The organism is Microbacterium sp. CFBP 8794, from assembly GCF_014841235.1.
In the GTDB taxonomy this organism is placed as follows: Bacteria; Actinomycetota; Actinomycetes; order Actinomycetales; family Microbacteriaceae; genus Microbacterium.
In genome coordinates this window covers 17,399-36,564 of record NZ_JACYTT010000001.1, presented here as the reverse complement: position 1 = coordinate 36,564, position 19,166 = coordinate 17,399, and the positions used below count along the sequence as shown (strand labels likewise).

Genomic DNA, 19,166 nt, shown 5'->3' with positions numbered 1-19,166 from the left:
ATGTACGCCGATTCCCTGTCTGCTCACCACATTGTCGCTCGCGGGGACGGTGCTTAGTGTCGTGTCATGGCACTTCCGTCTCCCGTCACGCCGACCGCGGCCCGCGCCCCCGAGCACGTCACGGCCGACGACATCGCCGCGCTCGCCGCGGGCGCGGCGATCTTCGGCACGGGCGGCGGCGGCGCCGTCTACACCTCGCAGCTGACGACCGAGCGCGCAATCCGCGAGCACGGGCCGGTGCGGCTGCTGAGCCTCGACGACCTCGGACCCGACGACGCCGTCATCATGATGAGCGGCATCGGCGCACCGACCGTCGGCATCGAGATGCTCTCGTCGGTGCAGCAGGTCGAGACCCTGCTGCGCGAGGCCGAACGCGTCGCCGGGCGCACGATCACCGCGATCATGCCCGCCGAGATCGGCGGCAGCAACGGCGTCTCGCCAGCCGGATGGGCCGCTCGCCTGGGCGTCGCCCTGCTGGATGCCGACGGCATGGGCCGCGCGTTCCCGGAGGCGACCATGATCTCCACCAACGTCGCCGGCGTCCCGTGCGAGTTCGCGGTGCTCAGCGACGTCGTCGGCAACGTCGTGACCCTGCGCACGGTCGACCTCGGCTGGCTCGAGCGGCACGCCCGCGCCGTCACGGTGGCCGCCGGGGGAATCTGCCTCGGCGCCCACTACCTGCTCACCGCCGAGACGGCTCGCGGAGCGGTCATCCCGGGCACGATCAGCACGGCCATCCGCGTCGGACGCGCGCTGCTGTCGGCCGCCGAGCCGGTGGCCGCCATCGCCGACGAGCTCGACGCCGACGTGCTCATCTCGGGCAAGATCGTCGACGTCTCGCGCCGCACCGAGGGCGGGTTCGTGCGCGGCTCGATCACGATCGCCGGGATCGGCGACGACCGCGGGCGCCTGCAGCGCGTCGAGCTGCGCAACGAGAACCTCGTCGTGCTCGAAGACGGCGAGGTGCTGGCGACCGTGCCCGACCTCATCACCGTCGTCGACCTCGAGACCGGTCACGCCATCTCGACCGAGATGCTGCGCTACGGCCAGCGCGTGTCGGTGCTGGCGTGGGCGTGCGACCCCCTGTGGCGCACCGAGCGCGGCCTCGAGATCGCCGGCCCCCGCGCCTTCGGCTACGACCTGCCCTACGTCCCCTTCGAGCGGAAGGACGCGCGATGATCGCCGTTCGCGACCTGTCCATCGGCGTCGACGTCGGCGGCACCAACACCGACGCGGTCGTCGTGGATGCCACGGGGTCGGTGATCGCCTGGACGAAGCAGCCGACCACGGCCGATGTCATCGGCGGCATCCGTGCCGGTATCGCCGCCGTGCTCGCGCAGCTCGCCGAGGACCGCGACCGGGTGTCGCGCGTCATGCTCGGCACCACCCACGCGACCAACGCGATCGTCGCCCGTCGGGGCCTGGACCGCGTCGCGCTCGTGCGGCTCGGGGCTCCCGCGGCCACCGAGTGGCCGCCGCTGACGGGCTGGCCCACCGACCTCAGCACCCAGGTGCTGGCGGGGGCGGCCATGCTCGGCGGCGGGCACATGGTCGACGGCACGCCCATCTCGCCGCTCGATCGCGACGGCATCCGGCGGTTCCTCGACGGCCTCGACGGACGGTTCGACAGCGTGGCGGTGTGCGGGATCTTCGCCCCCTCCTCTCCCGAGCAGGAGCGCGACGTCGAGCAGCTCGTGCACGACCACATCGGCGAGAACGTGCCGGTGTTCCTCAGCCAGGACATCGGTCCCGACGGATTGCTCGAGCGCGAGAACGCCACGGTGCTCAACGCGGCCCTGCGCGGCGTCGCGAGCGAGGTGACCCGCGCCCTCGTCGACGTCGTCGCCGAGGAGGGTCTCGACGTCTCGACCTTCTTCGCGCAGAACGACGGCACCCTGATGTCGCTCGACTACGCCGTGCGCTACCCGGTGCTGACCATCGGGTCGGGGCCGGCGAACTCCCTCCGCGGAGCCGCCTTCCTCTCGGGCGCCCAGAACGCCATCGTCGTCGACGTCGGCGGCACCACGAGCGACCTCGGCGTGCTCGTCGACGGATTCCCCCGCGAATCGACCCTGCCCCGCGACATCGGCGGCGTGCGCACCAACTTCCGCATGCCCGACATCCTCAGCCTCGGCATCGGCGGGGGCACGATCATCGACCCCCGCACCGGCGCCGTCGGCCCGGGATCGGTGGGGTACCGCATCGCCGAAGAGGGACTGCTGTTCGGCGGCTCCACCCCGACGCTCACCGATGCCGCTGCGGCCGCGGGGCACGGCATCCGGGGTCGTTCGCTCCCCCCGCTGTCGGCGGGTCACCGCGACATGCTGGCCCGCGCCCTCGCCCACGCGCACGAACGCATCGAGGAGGCCGTCGAACGGCTGTCGCTCGGCCGCGTCGACCTGCCGCTGATCGTCGTCGGCGGCGGCGCCCAACTCGTTCCCGACGATCTGCCGGGGGCCGGTGACGTGCTCCGCCCCGACCGGGCCGACGTCGCCAACGCCGTCGGAGCGGCCATCTCGCTCGCCGGGGGCCGCGCCGACCAGATCTCCGACGCCGAAGACCGGGATGCCGCGATCGCGGCCGCCTCGGAAGCGGCGATCGCGAAGGCCATCCAGGCGGGGGCCGATCCCCTCGCGGTCGAGATCGTCGACGTCCTCGAGACGTCGCTGTCGTACACGACCCGCCCCACCCTCAAGGTCTCGGTCAAAGCCGCCGGCCCCCTGAGCCATCTCGCCGCACCCATCCCCGCGCGCTGACACCTGCACCACCCCTGCACCACCGTCGCTTCCCCCGAATCAAGGAGCATGGCAATGAAACGCAGCACTCTCGTCCCGGCCGCGGCCGGGGTCGTCCTTCTCGCATTGACACTGGCGTCGTGCGCGGCGCCCTCCGACAGCAGCGGGGGAGGGGGCTCGGTCGTCTCGGGCGGCACGTTCGTCAAGGCGATCAGCGACGACCCGGGCGACCTCGACCCGATGAAGGCCGTCTCGCCCGACACCTTCGACGTCGTCACCATCGCCTACGAGTCGCTCATCTACGTCACCCCCGAGGGCGAGTACGAACCCTGGCTCGCCGAGAGCTGGAGCGACGAGGGCACCTCGGCCACCTTCACGCTGAAGGACGGCATCACCTGCGCCGACGGCTCGGAGTTCACCGCGCAGACCGTCGCCGACAACCTCAACTACAACGCCGATCCCGCCAACGCGACCTTCTCGTACGGCACCGTCATCACCGAGGCCGTGTCGGCCACGGCCGAGGGCAACGTCGTCACCGTGACCAGCACGGTCAACGACCCGTTCCTGGCCGTCAACCTCGGCACGATCATGATGGTGTGCGACGCCGGTCTGGCCGACGTCGCTTCGCTGTCGGACACCACGAACGGCACGGGCATGTTCCAGCTGAGCGAGGCGCGCGCCGGCGACGCGTACGTCTTCACCCAGCGCGACGGCTACACGTGGGGCCCCTACGGCGTCACGAACGAGACCGAGGGGCTGCCCGAGACCATCGAGGCGCGCATCGTGTCCGACCAGAGCACCGTGACCAACCTGCTGCTGTCGGGCGAGCTGAACTCCGGCGTGGTCACCGGCCCCGACCAGGACCGCCTCGAGGGCGCCGGCATCACCTACGCGGGCGTGCGCAACCCGGTCGGTCAGATCCTGTTCAACGAGCGCGAGGGCCGACCCTTCTCCGACCCGCTCGTGCGCGAGGCCCTCTCGACCGCGATCAATCGCGACGAGGTCGGCCCGGTCATCGCCGGCGCCACGGGCCTGCCCTCCAGCGGTCTCGTCATGAAGACGCCGCTGCTGTGCGTGCAGGACCCGCCCAGCTGGAGCCTGCCGGCCACCGACCTCGATCGCGCCGGTCAACTGCTCGACGAAGCCGGCTGGACCCTCGGCAGCGACGGCATCCGTCAGAAGAACGGACAGCCGCTGAACGTGAAGTTCATCTACGACGCCCCCACCGCCTCGCACGCTCCGGCCGCCGAACTCGTCAAAGAGACGTGGGACTCGCTCGGCGTGGTCACCGAGCTGTCGGCCAACGACGCCGCGGCCTGGTCCGACCAGCTCTACACGAGCTTCGACTGGGACACCGGGTGGGTGCAGATCGGGCCGGGAAGCCCCGTCGTGCTCGACCTCTTCTTCGGCGGAGCGACTCCCGACCAGGGTGGCTTGAACTTCATGTTCGTCGACAACCCCGAGTACAACGCCCTGGCCACCCAGGCCAAGACCGCCACCCCCGACGCCGCGTGCGGACTGTGGCAGCAGGCCGAGAAGGAGCTCATCGAGCGCTTCGACACCTTCCCGGTGATCGACAACATCCTGCCGAATTACATGAGCGGCGCGACGTTCGAGCAGCCGAACTTCCTCAACCCCACCTCGATCCGGATGCAGGGCTGATCCCATGACCGCCACCCCTCCGCCCGTCGTCGCCGACCTGGCCGGCGCCCCCACCGCCGCCCTGGCGGTGCGGGCGGAGGGGCGCGGCCGCGGTCCGCGGCTCTCTCCTCGCGCGGCGTTCCTCGTGCGACGACTGGGGCGACTGCTCGTCTCGCTCGCCGTCGTCGTCGTCGCGTCGTTCTTCCTCATCCACCTCGTGCCGGGCGATCCCGTGCGGGCGGCCCTCGGCATCCAGGCCTCGCCCGAACTGGTCGCGGCCACCCGTGCCGAGCTCGGTCTCGACAAGCCGCTGCCGCAGCAGTTCTTCGACTACGTCGCGCACCTGCTGCGCGGCGACTTCGGGGAGTCGATCCGCACCGGCCGGTCGGTCTCCGAGACCATCGGTCAACGTTTCCCGGCGACCGTCACACTGGGGGTGCTGAGCTTCCTGCTCGCCCTGGTCGCCGCGGTCCCGATCGGCATCGGCGCCGCCGTCGCCCTGCAGCGTCCGGGTCGCAAGGTCGCCGACGCGCTCATCTCGGGCGTGCTGGGCATGCTCATCGCGGTGCCCGGCTTCCTGCTCGCCGTCGGGCTCATCGCCCTCTTCGCCGTGCAGCTCAAATGGCTCCCCGCAGCCGGATGGGGGAAGCCCGAGGATGCCGTGCTGCCGGTGCTCGCGCTCGCCCTCGGGCCCCTCGCCTACCTCGCCCGCATCGTGCAGGTCGAGATGTCGGGTGTGCTGGGGGCGACCTACATGACCACCGCGCGGGCGAAGCGTCTTCCGGGGCGGCTCGTCTACCTGCGCCACGCGCTGCCGAACATCATCACCGCCTCGCTCACGGTGAGCGGGCTGCTGCTGAGCGGCATGATCGCCGGCACCGTGCTGATCGAGACGGTCTTCGCGATCCCCGGAATGGGCGGGGTCATGGTCCCGGCGGTCGGGGCGAAGGACTACCCGATCGTGCAGGGGCTCGTCGTGGTCTACGCGCTCATCATCCTCGGCGTGAACCTCGTCGTCGATCTCATCCTGGTGACCGTCGACCCGCGGTCCTCGATCACGGAGGGCTGACCCATGACCTGGCGCTCACGACTGCTGTCTCCGGCCGGCATCGCCGCTCTTGTCGGCGTGCTGCTGTTCCTGTTCCTCGCGACCGCGGGACCCACGCTCTTCCTCGCCGCGGCCGAGACCTCGAACGTCCCCGCGCGGTTGCTGCCGCCGAGCCTCGCGCACCCGTTCGGCACCGACGACCTCGGCCGCGACATCTTCGCGCGCGTGCTCGTCGCCGCCCGCATCTCGCTGCTGTTGACCCTGGGTGCCACGGTGGTCTCCACGGTCGGCGGCATCGCCTACGGCCTCATCGCCGTGATCCTGCCGCGGCACGCACGTCGACTGGCCACCGGCCTGCTCGACGTGCTCCTCGCCTTTCCCTGGCTGCTGATGGTGCTGTTCTTCACCGTCATCTGGGGCGCGAGCGCCGTGACGGCGATGCTCGCGATCGGTATCTCGGGCATCCCCTTCATGGCGCGTCTGGTCTACAACCTGGCGTCGTCGGTCTCGGGCCGCGACTACGTGCGGGCCGCCCGCGTCGTCGGCGTCGGGCCGTTCGGCATTCTGGTGCGCCACATCCTGCCCAACATCGCCAACCCGCTGTTCGTCAACGCCGCGGCCACGGCCAGCGTGACGCTGCTGTCGTTCGCGGGGCTGTCGTTCCTGGGTCTCGGTGTGCAGGCGCCCGAGTACGACTGGGGGCGACTGCTGCAGGACGGCATCACCCGCATCTACGTCAACCCGCTCGCCGCCATCGGCCCCGGCATCGCCGTGGTGCTCGCGGGCCTGGTGTTCACCTTCGTGAGCGAGGCGCTCGGCGACGCGCGCGGCGGGGGCCGAGCGGCCGTGGCCCGACGTGCCCTCGGCGCGGTGGCCCCGCTGCGTCGCTCCGGGGTCGTGGCCGCCCCCGCACGACCGGCGGCGACGGCGGGTGAACCCGTCGCCGAGATCGCCGACCTGCGCATCGCGTTCGCCACCCCCGACGGCGGTGAGGTCGAGCGCGTCCGCGGCGTCGGGCTGCGCATCCTCCCGGGCGAGGTCGTGGGCATCGTGGGCGAGTCGGGCTCGGGCAAGTCGCTCACGGCCATGGCCCTCGCGGGTCTGCTCGGCACCGATGCGCGCATCACGACGAGCGCTCATACCTTCGACGGCATCGACATGACGCGCCCGCTCACCGCGGCCGATCGTTCCACGCTCGGTGTGGAGCTCGGCATGGTGTTCCAGGACCCGCTCACCTCGTTGAACCCCGCGCTGACGATCGGCCGCCAGCTCACCGAGGTTCCCGAGGTGCACCTCAAGATGTCGCGCGCCGATGCCCGCGCGCACGCCGCCGCCGCGCTCGAGGCCGTCGGCATCGCCGACGCGAAGCGGCGCCTGTCGCAGTACCCGCACCAGTTCAGCGGCGGGATGCGCCAGCGCGCGATGATCGGTCAGGCCCTCACCGGCCGACCGAAGCTCATCATCGCCGACGAGCCCACCACCGCCCTCGACGTCACCGTGCAGCGACAGGTGATGGGCGTGCTCCGCCGGGCGCAGCGCGACACGGGCGCGGCGATCGTCTTCATCTCGCACGACATCGCGCTCGTCTCGGCGTTCTGCGATCGCGTCCTCGTCATGAAGGACGGCCTGATCGTCGAGGAGCTCGACGCCCAGCGCATCCGCGACGACGCCACCCACCCGTACTCGCGCGCGCTGATCGCGTGCCTGCCCGATATGACGTCCGACCGCACGCGCCCTCTTCCGGTCATCCCGCCGGAACTGGCCGCCGCTGCCCTCGCCGAGGAGGTGGGGGTGTGAACGCCCTCGAGATCGACCGCCTGTCCGTCCGATACGGCCGGGCCACTGTCGTCGACGACGTCTCGCTCGTCGTCCCCGCGGGACGGACGCTGGGCCTCGTGGGCGAATCGGGGTCGGGCAAGAGCACGATCGCCGCGGCCGCGGTGGGCCTCGTGCCGCCCGCCGCCGGAGAGGTGCGGGTCGGCGGGGTCGTGGCATCCGGTCGGGGAAAGGACGCACGCGAGGCGCGTCGCCGTCTGCAACTCGTGTTCCAGGACCCGTTCTCGGCGCTGGATCCGCGCATGAGCATCGGCGAGTCGATCGCCGAGGCCCTCCGCGCGAGCGGGAAGTCCTTCTCGCGCGATGCCCGCGTCGCGCGGGTGCGGGAGCTGCTCGGGCTCGTGCACCTCGATCCCGACCGCGCCGGCGACCTGCCCGCCGCGTTCTCGGGCGGCCAGCGGCAGCGCGTCACGATCGCCCGCGCTCTCGCGGGCGAGCCGAGCGTGCTCATCGCCGACGAGGTGACCAGCGCCCTCGACGTGTCGGTGCAGGGCTCGGTGCTCAACCTGCTGCGCGAGCTGCAGGAGCGCTTCGGCCTGTCGATGCTCTTCATCTCGCACAACCTGGCCGTCGTCCGCTACGTCAGCGACGAGATCGCCGTCATGCGTCACGGGCGCATCGTCGAGTCGGGCCCCACCGAGCAGCTGCTGGCCGCGCCCACCGAGAGGTACACCCTCGACCTGCTCGACGCGGTGCCGGTGCTCGGCGTGCGGATGACGACGGACTGAGCGATCCCGTGATCCACCCCGACCGGTCCGCGGACGCCGTCGGCAGCGAGGTCGAGGGACTGCGTCGCCGGGCCGGCGAGCTCGCGGCCCTCTACGCCAGCGCGCGCGAGCTGGCCGCGATGCGCGACGCCGACGCCGTTCTCGAGCGTCTCGTCGAGCGGGCGCAGGAGCTGCTCGCCGCCGACGTCGCCTACCTGTCGGAGTTCGACGGCGTCGACGGGGCGCTGCGCGTGCGCGCGACCCGCGGGGCGGTGACGGGCGCGCTGCGCGACCTCGAGGTCCCCCCGGGGCGCGGCCTGGTGAGCGCGATCGCCGAGACACGGCTGCCCCGGGCGGTGCGGCGGTACGACGCCGTCGCCCCCGAGCGGCACGCCTCGGGCATCGACGCCGCGGTCGAGGCCGAGGGGATCGTGTCGCTGCTGGGCGTTCCCCTGCTCTCGGACTCCGCCGTGCTGGGGGTGCTCTTCGTCGCCGAACGGCACGAGCGCGCCTACACCCCCGACGACATCGCGCTGCTGGCCGCCCTCGCCGCCCACGCGTCGGTGGTGCTGCAGACGGCGGCGGCGCTCGCCGATGCCCGCACGCAGGCGCTGCGCGCCGAGGCGGCGGTGGCCGAGCTGACCGCGCACGTCGCCGCGCGCGACCGCGCCAACCGCGTGCATCGCGAGCTCGTCGACGCGGTGCTGGCCGGCGGCGGACTGGCGCCCGTGGCCGCCACGCTGTCGACGGCGTTGCAGGCGGCCGTGACGATCGTCGACGCCGCGGGGGGCGTGCGCGCGGGGGCCGACGACGCGGCGACCCCGACGGCGGCGGTGCAGCGCGCGCTCGACGACAGCCGCGCCGAGGGGAGACCCATCCGGCTCCCGGATGCCGGGATCGTCAGCGCCGTCGTCGCCGGCGGTCGGGTGTTCGGGGCGATCGTCGTGGGGCCTCCGGCACGATCGCTCGACGAGGTCGACCTGCGCACCGTCGAACGGGCGGGGCAGGTGGCGGCGCTGCTCGCCCTGTCGGAGGAGGCCGTTGCCGAGGCCGGGCACCGCCAGCGGTCCGATCTGCTGCTCGATCTGGTCACGGCCTCGCCGCAGCGTCGCGCCGACGTCGCGGCGGCCGCGCGGCGCGCGGGGATCGACGAGACGGCCGTGGGGGCGGTGACGGCGTTCGCCGTGCCGGCGGAGCGTCGTCCCGAGATCGCCCGCGTGGTTGCCCGCCGGCTGGGGCCCGCCGCCCTCGTCGGTGAGCTCGACGGCCTGGTGCTGGCCGCCCACGGTGATCCCCTCGACCCCGCTTCGTACGAGGCGGTGCGCTCCCTCGTCGACACCGAGGTGCTGGCCGTGACCGTGCGCGTCGAGGCGGGAGCCCTCGTGCGGGCGGCCGCCGACGTGCGTTCCGCCCTCTCCCTCGCCCAGGCCCTGGGCATCGACGACGCACGGGTCCCCGCCGACGACCTCCTGCCGTACGCGGCGACCATCGGCGCCGACCGGCGGGTGCTCGACGCCTTCCTCGACACGATGCTCGGCGCCGTCCGGCGGCACGACGCGTCTCGCGGCAGCGATCTGCTCGCGACCCTGCGGGCCTTCGTGCGCCACGGCGCCAGCCCCACGCGCACGGCGCGGGCCCTCACCTTCCACACGAACACGATCCTCCAGCGCCTCGAGAAGCTCGACGCGCTGCTGGGCGAGGGGTGGCGCGACGACGAGCGCTTCTTCCGCCTGTCGACGGCGGTCCGCCTCGACGAACTGCGCGAGCGGCTGGGGTCGCGCGGCGATGGGTGATCGACGCAGTGGGGGAGTCATCCGGTGTGTCGGCGGTCCATATGCCGCCACCGGGTCTCGTCTTAGCGTCGAAGGGACGCCGCGGTCGACGCGGCGGCATCCCGCCCGCGAAGGAGCCCCCGTGACCACGAACAGCCGCCTCCCGGGCCTCCGCGACCACGAGCCGCTCGATCGACGCGCGCGCGTCGCCGAGGCCGCCGGTCTGTCGGCCGACGACCTCGCGGCCCTCGATCCCCGCGACGGTCTGTCGCTGTCGCAGGCCGACCACCTCGTCGAGAACGTGGTGGGGCTCATCGGCATCCCGGTCGGAGTCGCCACGAACTTCCGCGTCGACGGCGTCGACCGGCTCGTACCGATGGCCACCGAAGAACCATCGGTCGTCGCGGCCGCCTCGAACGCCGCGCGCATCGCCCGCGAGACGGGTGGCTTCTTCACCTCGTCCACCGGCGACGTGATGATCGCCCAGGTGCAGGTGCTCGACGCCGTCGATCCCGAGGGGGCGTGCCTGCGCCTGCTCGAGGCGCGCGACGAGCTGCTCGCCCTCGCCGACGCGCAAGACCCGATGCTCGTCTCGCTCGGCGGGGGAGCGGTCGACGTGTCGGTGCGCACCCTCGCCACCCGCGCCGGGGTGCAGGTCATCCTGCACCTGCACGTCGACGTGCGCGACGCCATGGGCGCCAACGCCGTGAACACGATGGCCGAGGCCCTCGCCCCCCGGATCGCCGAGATCGCCGGAGCCCGCACGCTGCTGCGCATCCTCACCAACAAGGCCGAGCTGCGCCTCACGCGCGCTCGCGCGGTCTTCCCGGCCGACCTGCTCGGCGGGCCGCGCGTCGTGGCCGACATCGTGGCGGCGAGCGCGTTCGCCGAGGCCGACGCGTATCGCGCCGCCACGCACAACAAGGGCATCATGAACGGCATCTCGGCGGTGGTGCTCGCCACCGGCAACGACACCCGGGCGGTCGAGGCCGGATGCCATTCGCACGCCGCTCGCACCGGCGCGTACCGCGCCCTCTCGAGCTTCGAGCAGAACGCCGACGGTGACCTGGTGGGCACCCTCGAGGTGCCGCTCGCGGTGGGGCTCGTCGGGGGAGCGACGCGCGCGCACCCCGCCGCCCGTGCCGCCGTGCAGTTGCTGGGTGTCGGCTCGGCGCGCGAGCTCGCCGCCGCCATCGCGGCGGTGGGGCTCGCCCAGAACCTCGCCGCGTGCCGCGCGCTCGCCGCCGAGGGCATCCAGCGCGGTCACATGACGCTGCACGCCCGCACGATCGCCGCGAGCGCGGGGGCGGCCGTCGACGAGATCGCGGCCGTCGCCGCCCGCATCGTCGCCGAGGGTCGCATCCGCGTCGAGGACGCGCGCGAGGTGCTCGCCGAGCTGCGCGGAGCCTCGTCATGACGACCCCCGCGCCCCGTTCGTTCCCCCGCGTCGTCGCCCGGGCGGGAATGCCGGCCGAGGTCACCGTCTACGAGGTGGGTCCCCGCGACGGTCTGCAGGCCGAGACCGACGTCGTTCCCACGGCGGTCAAGGCGGAGCTCTGCCGACGCCTCTACGCCGCGGGCGTCACGGCGCTGGAGCTGACCAGCTTCGTCCCGCCCGCGTGGATCCCGCAGCTCGCCGACGCGCGCGCCCTCGTGGCCTCGGTCGCCGTCCCCGCCGCGAGCCGTGCGGTGGCCCTCGTGCCCAATCGCCGCGGCCTCGACGACGCCCTCGCCGCCGGGGTCCGCGAGGTCGCCGTCGTCGTGAGCGCCACCGAGTCCTTCGCCCGCGCCAACCTCAACACCGACCGCGCCGGGGCGGTGTCCCGGGCGACCGACGTCGTCGCGGCCGCCCGGGCCGAGGGGGTCCCGGTGCGCGGCTACGTCTCCATGGCGTTCGGCGACCCGTGGGAGGGCGACGTCGACCTCGCCGCCGTGGTCGACGCGGCCTCCGCGTTGCACGATTCCGGATGCCGCACCCTCGCCCTGGGCGACACGATCGGGGTCGCCACGGCGGGACACGTCGAGGCGGTCATCGAGGCGGTGGCGGGTACCGGCATCCCGCGCTCCGCCCTCGCCCTGCACCTGCACGACACCTACGGTCAGGCCCTCGCGAACGTCCTCGCGGGGGTGGAGAACGGGGTGACCGAGTTCGACTCCTCGGTCGGCGGCCTCGGCCGCTGCCCCTACGCCCCCGGTGCCACCGGCAACCTCGCCACCGAAGACCTGGTGTGGATGCTCGAGGGTCTCGGCATCCGCACCGGTCTCGACCTCGTCGCCCTCGCCCGCACGAGCGCGTGGCTCGCGGGCGTCCGCGGGCGCCCGCACGTCTCCCGCGTCGCGGCCGCGCTCACCCGCACCGCCCCCGTCCCCCTGGAGGAGACCCCCGCATGAGCATTCCCCTGGCCCCCGGATCCGGCTCCCTCGCGGGCGTGGTCGTGCTCGACCTGTCGCGCGTGCTCGCCGGACCCTACGCCGCGCAGACGCTCGCCGACCTCGGCGCGACGGTCATCAAGATCGAGAACCCCCGCGATCCCGACGTGTCCCGCGGCTTCCCGCCGTACCTCACGCACGGCGACGAGGAGTTCAGCGCCTATTACGCGCAGTACAACCGCGGCAAGCTCGGCGTCGGCCTCGACCTCGCCGCTCCGGGCGGCACCGAGACGCTCCTCGACCTCGTGCGACGGGCCGACATCCTGGTCGAGAACTTCCGACCCGGCACGATGGACAAGCTCGGAGTCGGCTACGACGTGCTGCGCGCGGCCAACCCGCGCCTCGTCTACGTCGCCGTCTCGGGCTACGGCCAGACCGGGTCGCGCAGCCGCCGCCCCGCCTTCGACAACACCGCTCAGGCGGCCGGCGGCATGTGGTCGATGAACGGCTACCCCGGGCAGCCGCCCGTGCGCGTGGGGGTGACGATCGGCGATCTCTCGGCGACGTTGTTCGCCGTCATCGGCACGCTCGCCGCCCTCCGGCACGCCGAGCGCACCGGCGAGGGTCAGCTCGTCGACGTCGCCCAGGTCGATAGCATCCTGGCGCTCACCGAGACCGCCGTCGTGGACTACACCGTGCGTGGGGTCGAGGCCGAGCCCGCGGGGAACGAGCACGCGTGGGTGCGGCCGTACGAGCTGTTCGACTGCGCCGACGGTCAGGTGTTCTTCGGCGCCTACACCGACAAGCTGTGGCGCGCAAGCTGCGAGCTCTTCGGGTCGCCCGAGGTGGCCGACGATCCCGAGATCGACACGATGCGCAAGAGGTTCGACGCCGAGGTGTACGCGCGCCGGGTAAAGCCGGTGGTGGCGGGGTGGCTCCGGGACCGTACCAAGGCCGAGCTCGAAGCCCTCGCCGGCGACGTCATCCCCCTCACCGCGATCAAGACGATCGGCGAGGTGGTCGACGACCCCGGCATCGCCGAGCGCGACATGATCGTCGAGGCCGACTACGGCGACCTGGGGGTGCTGCGCATGTTCGGGCAGCCCATCAAGCTCAGCGCCACCCCCGCCACGCCGGCGCGCGTCGCGAACCGCTTCGCCGAGCACTCCGATGCCGTGCTGACCGGTCTCGCCGGGTACGACGCCGACCGGATCGCGGCGCTGCGCGCCTCGGGCGCGCTGTCGTGAGCACCACCCGCACGCAGGTCCTGGATGCCGTGCCGGTCGAGGCCTTCCGCGGCACGTTCGCCCCCGCCGACCCGGTGCGTGCCGAGGGCGCGACGCTCCCGCCCGGGTGGGAGGGCGTCTTCTTCCCCTTCGCCGTCGCGCTCGACGACCTGCGCCCCGATGGCACGCCCGCGCGCGATGGCATCCTGCCCGAGATCGATCTGCCCCGGCGGATGTACGCGGGCGAGGACACGGTGTTCCCCGGCGTCCTGCGTGTGGGCGACGTCGCGACGCAGACGGCGACGGCGGGCTCGCTCGTCGAGAAGACGGGAGCGAGCGGCCGACTGTTCTTCGCCGACATCGAGCGCGCGATCGCCGTCGGAGGCGAGGTCGTGGTGCGCAGCACCTGGCACGACGTCTTCCTCGGAGCGGCCTCGGGCCCCGCCCGCCCGCCCCGGACCGACCCCGCGGCCGCCGCCGAGGCCGCGTGGATCGACGAGGTCACCCTCGACGCCCGCCAGCTCTTCCGCTTCTCGGCGCTGACGTTCAACACCCACCTCGTGCACTACGACCGCCGCTGGGCGCGCGACGAGGAGGGGCTCGACGACCTGCTCGTGCACGGTCCGCTGCTGCGCATCCTGCTCGTCGACGCCGCTCGCCGTCATGCCCCCGATCGGCGCACCACGGCGCTGCGCGTGCGCATGACCGCGCCGGCCTTCGTCGACTCCGCGATCCGCCTGTGCGGCACCGCCGATGCCTCTCGCGTGGTGGCCCTCGGCCCCGGTGAGGTCGTGCTCGCGACCGCCGAGGTGACCTGGGCCTGACGCGGTTCGTCGCCGCGCCGTCGCGCCGCCCGCCGGCCGCGCGACGGTGCCGCCCGCCGGTCGCGCGAGGTCACACGCTCCGCGCGAGCCCACACGTTACGGCGTGTGCGCTCGGCGACAACGTGTGTTCTCGCGGCTGACGGCGCGCCGCGCGACCGTCGCCCCGGCTCAGTCGTCCAGGCGGGAGTGGTCGCCGAGGCGGTGCCAGGCGCGGTTGTGGTAGACCAGCGCGGCGCCGGACTCGCCGGGTTCGAGGTCGCGTTCGACGTCGACCTGCAGGGCTTGAGCGGCGATGACCGTCGAGCCGCCGGCGTCCATGCGGCTCACGATCCGGCACCGCAGCCACGCGCGCACCCCGTGGTACACGGGCTCGCCCGTGGCCAGCCGCGACCAGGTGGAGGTGTCGGCGAAGCGGTCGAGACCGCTCGTGGCGGCCGTTCGCGCGAGCCCGATGTCTTCGGCGTCGAGCAGGTGCACCACGATCGTGTCGGCCGCGATGATCGTCGGCGTCGCCGATGACAGCGCCGAGACCGAGAAGATCAGCAGCGGCGGGTCGGCGCTGACCGATGACACCGATGAGGCGGTCAGTGCGACGGGGCCGTTCTCGCCGTAGGCCGTGATGACCGCGATGCCGCCCGGGTGGCCCCGGAACGCGCGCTTGAAGTCGTCCGCCGAGACGGTGGTGCCGATCGCGGGGGTGCTCTCGTGGTCCCCGTGCGGAAGCGAAGTCATGACTACGACGCTAGGCGCTTACGCGGGTATCGGCATCGTCGGCGCAACACGGCGAAACCGTCGACACCCCGCCGGGCGGCTGAGTGTGAGGCTTCACTTTGATCAATCCGTGACTTTTCGCGACCAGGAATCGGTCGAGGAGTCCGGCACCGCAACCGAGAGCACCCCCTGCCGACCCGTCTCGTCGTGCGCTCGTCGGCGCCTCCCGCGCGCTGACGCCGTCAACCGAGAAGACCCCGGATGCCGAGGCACCCGGGGTCTTCGTTCGAGCACGCGGTCTCAGCCCAGCAGCGGCACCGCGCCCACCAGCACGCCGACGCCGAGCATGACGAGCGAGACGATCGTCGCGCGCCACAGCACCTTCTTGTGGTGGTCGCCGAGGTTGACGCCGGCGAGCGAGACGAGCAGCAGGATGGCGGGAACCAGCGGGCTCTGCAGGTGCACGGGCTGGCCGGTGATCGAGGCGCGCGCCATCTCGACCGGGGCGATGCCGTAGTTCGCGGCGCTCTCGGCGAGCACGGGCAGAATGCCGAAGTAGAACGCGTCGTTCGACATGAAGAACGTGAACGGGATCGACAGCACCCCGGTGATGACGGCGAGGAACGGGCCCATCGACGTCGGGATCACCTCGGTGATCCACGAGGCCATCGCGGTGACCATGCCCGTGCCGTTGAGCACGCCGACGAGCACGCCGGCGGCGAGCACCATCGACACGACGCCGACGATGCTGGGCGCGTGGGCGACGATCTCATCGGCCTGCGAGCGGAGCTTGGGGAAGTTGACGATCAGGGCGACCGCGGCCCCGACCATGAAGACGAACGCGAGCGGGAACAGGTCCATCACCAGCAGCACCATGACGGCGGCCGTCAGCGCGAGGTTGAACCAGATGAGCTTCGGGCGCAGGGTCGCGCGGTTCGGGTCGAGCATGGTGTCGGCCATCGCGGTGTCGGCGGTGTCGACGAGCTGGGTCGCGGCGACGGCGTCGCGCCCGCCGCGGACGGTGACGATGTTGCCGGTGCGCAGCGACGCGACCGCGCCGGGCTTGTGCTCCGCGCCGCGGAAGATCTTCGGGGCGCCGAGGCGACCGAATCCACCGGGGGCGTCGAGCTTCGAGGTGTCGACCGAGCCCGCGAGACGCTTGCGCTCGGACAGACCGAGGAACCACGCGAAGGCGAGCGCGACGACCAGGCCCGCGATCAACGAGGGGATCATGGGCACGAACACGTCGGTGGGCTGCAGGCCCAGGGCGGTCGCGGCGCGCACGGTCGGGCCGCCCCACGGCACGATGTTCATCGTGCCGTTCATGAGTCCCGCGACGCAGGTGAGAACGACGGGGCTCATGCCCAGCCGCAGGTACAGTGGCAGCATCGCCGAGGTGGTGATGATGAAGGTGGTCGAACCGTCGCCGTCGAGCGACACGGCGGCGGCGAGGATCGCGGTGCCGAGCACGATCTTGGCCGGGTCGTCGCCCAGCACGCGCGTGATCACGCGGATCAGCGGGTCGAAGAGCCCCACGTCGATCATGATGCCGAAGTACATGATCGCGAACATCAGCAGGGCCGCGGTGGGCGCCATCGTGCTGATCGCGTCGATGACCATGTCGCCGAGGCCCAGGCCCGCGCCGGCGATGAGGCCGAAGACCGTGGGAACCACGATGAGGGCGACCATGGGGGTCAGGCGCCGCGTCATGATCAGCGCCATGAACGACAGGACCATGAGGAAGCCGAGGGCCACGAGCACCCCGTCGGCGGGCGTATAGGCCACCGGGTACTCGGCCGCTTCGGCCGCAAGGATCAGGGGGGTCATCGCGACTCCTTCGTCGTGACGGGCGCGGCTCTCGCGCTCTCGATCCGGCGACACTACGGATGCCGCGCCCCCGGGCGCGCGCTTGCTCGCATTGCGGCGGGTTATGCGCGTACCGTGTGTTCTGCGCATTTCGCGCAGCACGAGCCCGGAGGTGCGTATGCGATTCGCCACCCGGATGCTCGTCGTGCAGGTCGCCACGCAGGTCGCCGTGGTCGCGGTGTGCACCGCGGTGTTCGCGTGGCTCGGCGTGCAGCAGCTGAGGGCCGAGGCCGACTCCTCGGCCCTGAACATCGCGCGTTCGGTCGCCGAGTCGCCCCAGGTGCGCGACCTCGTCGCCGAGTACTCCGCCGACCCCGGCACGCCGGTCGCCGCGACCCTCCGCGACGGTGTCCTCCAGCGGTACGCCGCCGACGTCACCGCCCGCACCGAAGGCCTGTTCGTCGTGATCACCGACGATCACGGCATCCGTCTGGCCCACCCCGATCCGGACCGCCTCGGCCAGGTGGTGAGCACGAGCTTCACCGACGCGCTCGCGGGCCGCGAGGTCGTGACGTGGGAGGTCGGCACCCTGGGGGAGTCCGCCCGCGCCAAGGTCCCCGTCTATCCGCCCGCCGGCGGTGCCCCGGTCGGCGAGGTGAGCGTCGGGTTCGAGCGCGCGAGCGTCTTCGACGACCTCCCCGCCCTCCTCGTCGGCATCGCGGTCGCGGTGCTGCTGGCCGTCGCGATCGGCGCGGCCGTCGCGCTGCTCATGCGCCGCCGGCTCGAACGGCTGACGCTCGGGGTGCAGCCCGAGGAGCTCGTCGCTCTCGTGCAGACCCAGACCGCCGTGCTCGAGGGCGCCGACGAGGGAGTGCTCGCGCTCGACGACGCGGGGATCGTGCGGGTCTGCACCGCCGCGGCCGAACGACTGCTCGGGATCACGGATGCCGTCGGCCGCCCCCTCTCCGCCCTCGCCCTCGCGCCCGCCGTCGCCACCGCCCTGGCCGGCACCGGCGCGAGCACGGGGCTGCCCGTCGGCGGCCGGGTCGTCTTCATCGACGTGCGCCCTGTGCGCCGCGGTGCGCGCACGCTCGGGCGCGTCGCGGTGCTGCGCGACCGTACCGACGTCGCCGCGCTGTCGGGGCGTCTCGACAGCGTCCGCGCGATGGGTGACGCCCTGCGCGTGCAGCGGCACGAGAACGCCAACCGCCTGCACGCGGCGGTGGGCCTGCTGGATGCGGAGCGCACGGCCGAGGCCCGCGCCTTCCTCGCCGACCTCGTCGACCGCGGTTCGGTCGACTGGGCGGTGCCGGGGATCGACCTCGTCGGCGACGCGATGCTGCAGTCCTTCCTCGGGGCGAAGGCGCTCGCCGCGCGCGAACGCGGGGTGACGTTGAGGGTCTCCGACGACACGTTCCTGCGGGGCACCGTCGACGACGTCGAAGACGTCGTGGCCGTGCTCGGCAACCTCGTCGACAACGCGGTGACCGCCGCGGCCTCGGCCCCCGCGCCGCGCGGAGTCGAGGTCGCCGTGCTGGGCGACGGCGACGCCATCGTGATGACCGTGGCCGACACGGGTGGGGGCATCGCCGACGTCGATGCCGTCTTCGCCCCCCGCGAGCGCGACGACGACCCGACCGCGGTGCACGGCCTCGGGATCGGGCTGCCGCTCTCGCGCGAGTTCGCCCGCCGTCGCGAGGGCGAGGTGTGGGTGGTCGACCCGGGTGGTGACGGCCATGGTGCCGTCGTGGCCGCCCGGTTGCCGGGAGTCCTGCGAGGAGAGAACGAATGACCGACATCCGCGTCCTGGTCGTCGACGACGACTTCCGTGTGGCGGGGTTGCACCGCGACGCCGTCGCGGCCCGCCCGGGCTTCGTCGCCCTGGAGCCGGCGCGGACGGTCGGCGAGGCCCGCGCCGCGCTCGCCGCGCACCAGCCCGACCTGCTGCTCGCCGACGTGTACCTGCCCGACGGCGACGGCATCGACCTCGTGCGCTCGGTCGGCGTCGACGCGTTCGTTCTGTCCGCGGCGACGGATGCCACGACCGTCCGCCGTGCGTTCACCGCCGGGGCGCTGGCCTTCCTCGTCAAACCCTTCGACACGCGCGTGCTGGCCGAGCGTCTCGACCGCTACGCCCGGTACCGCAACCTGCTCACCAGCTCCCGACCGCTGTCGCAGGACGACATCGACCGCGCGGCATCCGTCATGCGCGGGGAGCGCGAGGGGCCGTCGCTCGCCCGCTCGGCGACCGAGCAGACCGTCCTGGCGGCTCTGGGCGCCGACGAGGCCTCGGCGAGCGAGGTGGCCGAGCGCATCGGCGTCTCCCGCGCGACCGCGCAGCGGCACCTCACGGCCCTGGCCGAGCGCGGCCTGGTGCAGGTGAGCCTCCGGTACGGCTCGACGGGCCGCCCCGAGCACCGCTTCCGCGTCGGAGCCTGAGCGGCTGCGTCGCTGCTGCTGCTGCTGCTGCTGCGTCGCCTTCGCCGCGTC

The 19,166-nt window shown here is 72.9% G+C and carries 15 protein-coding genes; 13 read left to right on the top strand and 2 right to left on the bottom strand.

Annotation, left to right across the window (positions count from 1 at the left end):
* Nucleotides 1-66 precede the first annotated feature (66 nt).
* From IFU19_RS00150 to IFU19_RS00100, 11 genes are read left to right on the top strand one after another with little or no spacing between them, the layout of a single operon-like run.
* The gene (locus IFU19_RS00150) at nucleotides 67-1,179 is read left to right on the top strand and encodes a DUF917 domain-containing protein (protein WP_055832995.1); all 1,113 of its coding nucleotides are present in this window, start codon (nucleotides 67-69) and stop codon (nucleotides 1,177-1,179) included.
* Nucleotides 1,176-2,756 carry a hydantoinase/oxoprolinase family protein gene (locus tag IFU19_RS00145; protein WP_055832998.1) on the top strand — a complete coding sequence of 527 codons (1,581 nt, stop codon included), beginning with the start codon at nucleotides 1,176-1,178 and terminating at the stop codon, nucleotides 2,754-2,756. Before IFU19_RS00150 ends, IFU19_RS00145 begins: the two co-directional genes overlap by 4 nt.
* A 54-nt stretch (nucleotides 2,757-2,810) precedes the next feature.
* Nucleotides 2,811-4,397, top strand: a complete 1,587-nt coding sequence (locus IFU19_RS00140; RefSeq protein WP_192012595.1) for an ABC transporter substrate-binding protein — start codon at nucleotides 2,811-2,813, stop codon at nucleotides 4,395-4,397.
* 4 nt (nucleotides 4,398-4,401) lie between these two features.
* Nucleotides 4,402-5,445, top strand: a complete 1,044-nt coding sequence (locus IFU19_RS00135) for an ABC transporter permease (protein WP_082509749.1) — start codon at nucleotides 4,402-4,404, stop codon at nucleotides 5,443-5,445.
* Nucleotides 5,446-5,448: 3 nt separating this feature from the next.
* Nucleotides 5,449-7,221, top strand: coding sequence for a dipeptide/oligopeptide/nickel ABC transporter permease/ATP-binding protein (locus tag IFU19_RS00130; RefSeq protein ID WP_192012594.1), 1,773 nt, complete (start codon nucleotides 5,449-5,451; stop codon nucleotides 7,219-7,221).
* Nucleotides 7,218-7,988: an ABC transporter ATP-binding protein gene (locus IFU19_RS00125; protein WP_070409235.1), complete on the top strand. Its 771-nt coding sequence runs from the start codon at nucleotides 7,218-7,220 to the stop codon at nucleotides 7,986-7,988. Before IFU19_RS00130 ends, IFU19_RS00125 begins: the two co-directional genes overlap by 4 nt.
* An 8-nt stretch (nucleotides 7,989-7,996) precedes the next feature.
* Entirely contained in the window at nucleotides 7,997-9,760 is a 1,764-nt protein-coding gene (locus IFU19_RS00120) for a GAF domain-containing protein (protein ID WP_192012593.1), read from the top strand.
* On the top strand, nucleotides 9,753-11,156 hold the full coding sequence (locus IFU19_RS00115) for a hydroxymethylglutaryl-CoA reductase, degradative (protein WP_192012592.1): 1,404 nt from the start codon (nucleotides 9,753-9,755) through the stop codon (nucleotides 11,154-11,156). The genes IFU19_RS00120 and IFU19_RS00115 overlap by 8 nt, the downstream gene beginning before the upstream one ends.
* Nucleotides 11,153-12,130 (top strand): hydroxymethylglutaryl-CoA lyase, encoded by a 978-nt coding sequence (locus IFU19_RS00110; protein WP_192012591.1) that lies wholly within the window; start codon nucleotides 11,153-11,155, stop codon nucleotides 12,128-12,130. Before IFU19_RS00115 ends, IFU19_RS00110 begins: the two co-directional genes overlap by 4 nt.
* Nucleotides 12,127-13,356, top strand: a complete 1,230-nt coding sequence (locus tag IFU19_RS00105) for a CaiB/BaiF CoA transferase family protein (RefSeq protein WP_192012590.1) — start codon at nucleotides 12,127-12,129, stop codon at nucleotides 13,354-13,356. Before IFU19_RS00110 ends, IFU19_RS00105 begins: the two co-directional genes overlap by 4 nt.
* Nucleotides 13,353-14,159: a hypothetical protein gene (locus tag IFU19_RS00100; protein ID WP_192012589.1), complete on the top strand. Its 807-nt coding sequence runs from the start codon at nucleotides 13,353-13,355 to the stop codon at nucleotides 14,157-14,159. Before IFU19_RS00105 ends, IFU19_RS00100 begins: the two co-directional genes overlap by 4 nt.
* A gap of 168 nt (nucleotides 14,160-14,327) precedes the next feature.
* On the opposite strand, the gene IFU19_RS00095 is transcribed toward IFU19_RS00100, so the two are convergent.
* Complete coding sequence (locus IFU19_RS00095; RefSeq protein WP_055833010.1) at nucleotides 14,328-14,891, bottom strand: flavin reductase family protein; 564 nt, start codon at nucleotides 14,889-14,891, stop codon at nucleotides 14,328-14,330.
* A 279-nt stretch (nucleotides 14,892-15,170) separates the two neighbouring features.
* Nucleotides 15,171-16,697: a CitMHS family transporter gene (locus IFU19_RS00090; protein WP_055940633.1), complete on the bottom strand. Its 1,527-nt coding sequence runs from the start codon at nucleotides 16,695-16,697 to the stop codon at nucleotides 15,171-15,173.
* Between the two features lie 157 nt (nucleotides 16,698-16,854).
* Here IFU19_RS00090 and IFU19_RS00085 point away from each other — a divergent pair, with 157 nt between their 5' ends.
* Nucleotides 16,855-18,468, top strand: coding sequence for a sensor histidine kinase (locus IFU19_RS00085; protein ID WP_192012588.1), 1,614 nt, complete (start codon nucleotides 16,855-16,857; stop codon nucleotides 18,466-18,468).
* Nucleotides 18,465-19,115 carry a response regulator gene (locus IFU19_RS00080; RefSeq protein WP_192012587.1) on the top strand — a complete coding sequence of 217 codons (651 nt, stop codon included), beginning with the start codon at nucleotides 18,465-18,467 and terminating at the stop codon, nucleotides 19,113-19,115. Before IFU19_RS00085 ends, IFU19_RS00080 begins: the two co-directional genes overlap by 4 nt.
* Nucleotides 19,116-19,166: the final 51 nt, after the last annotated feature.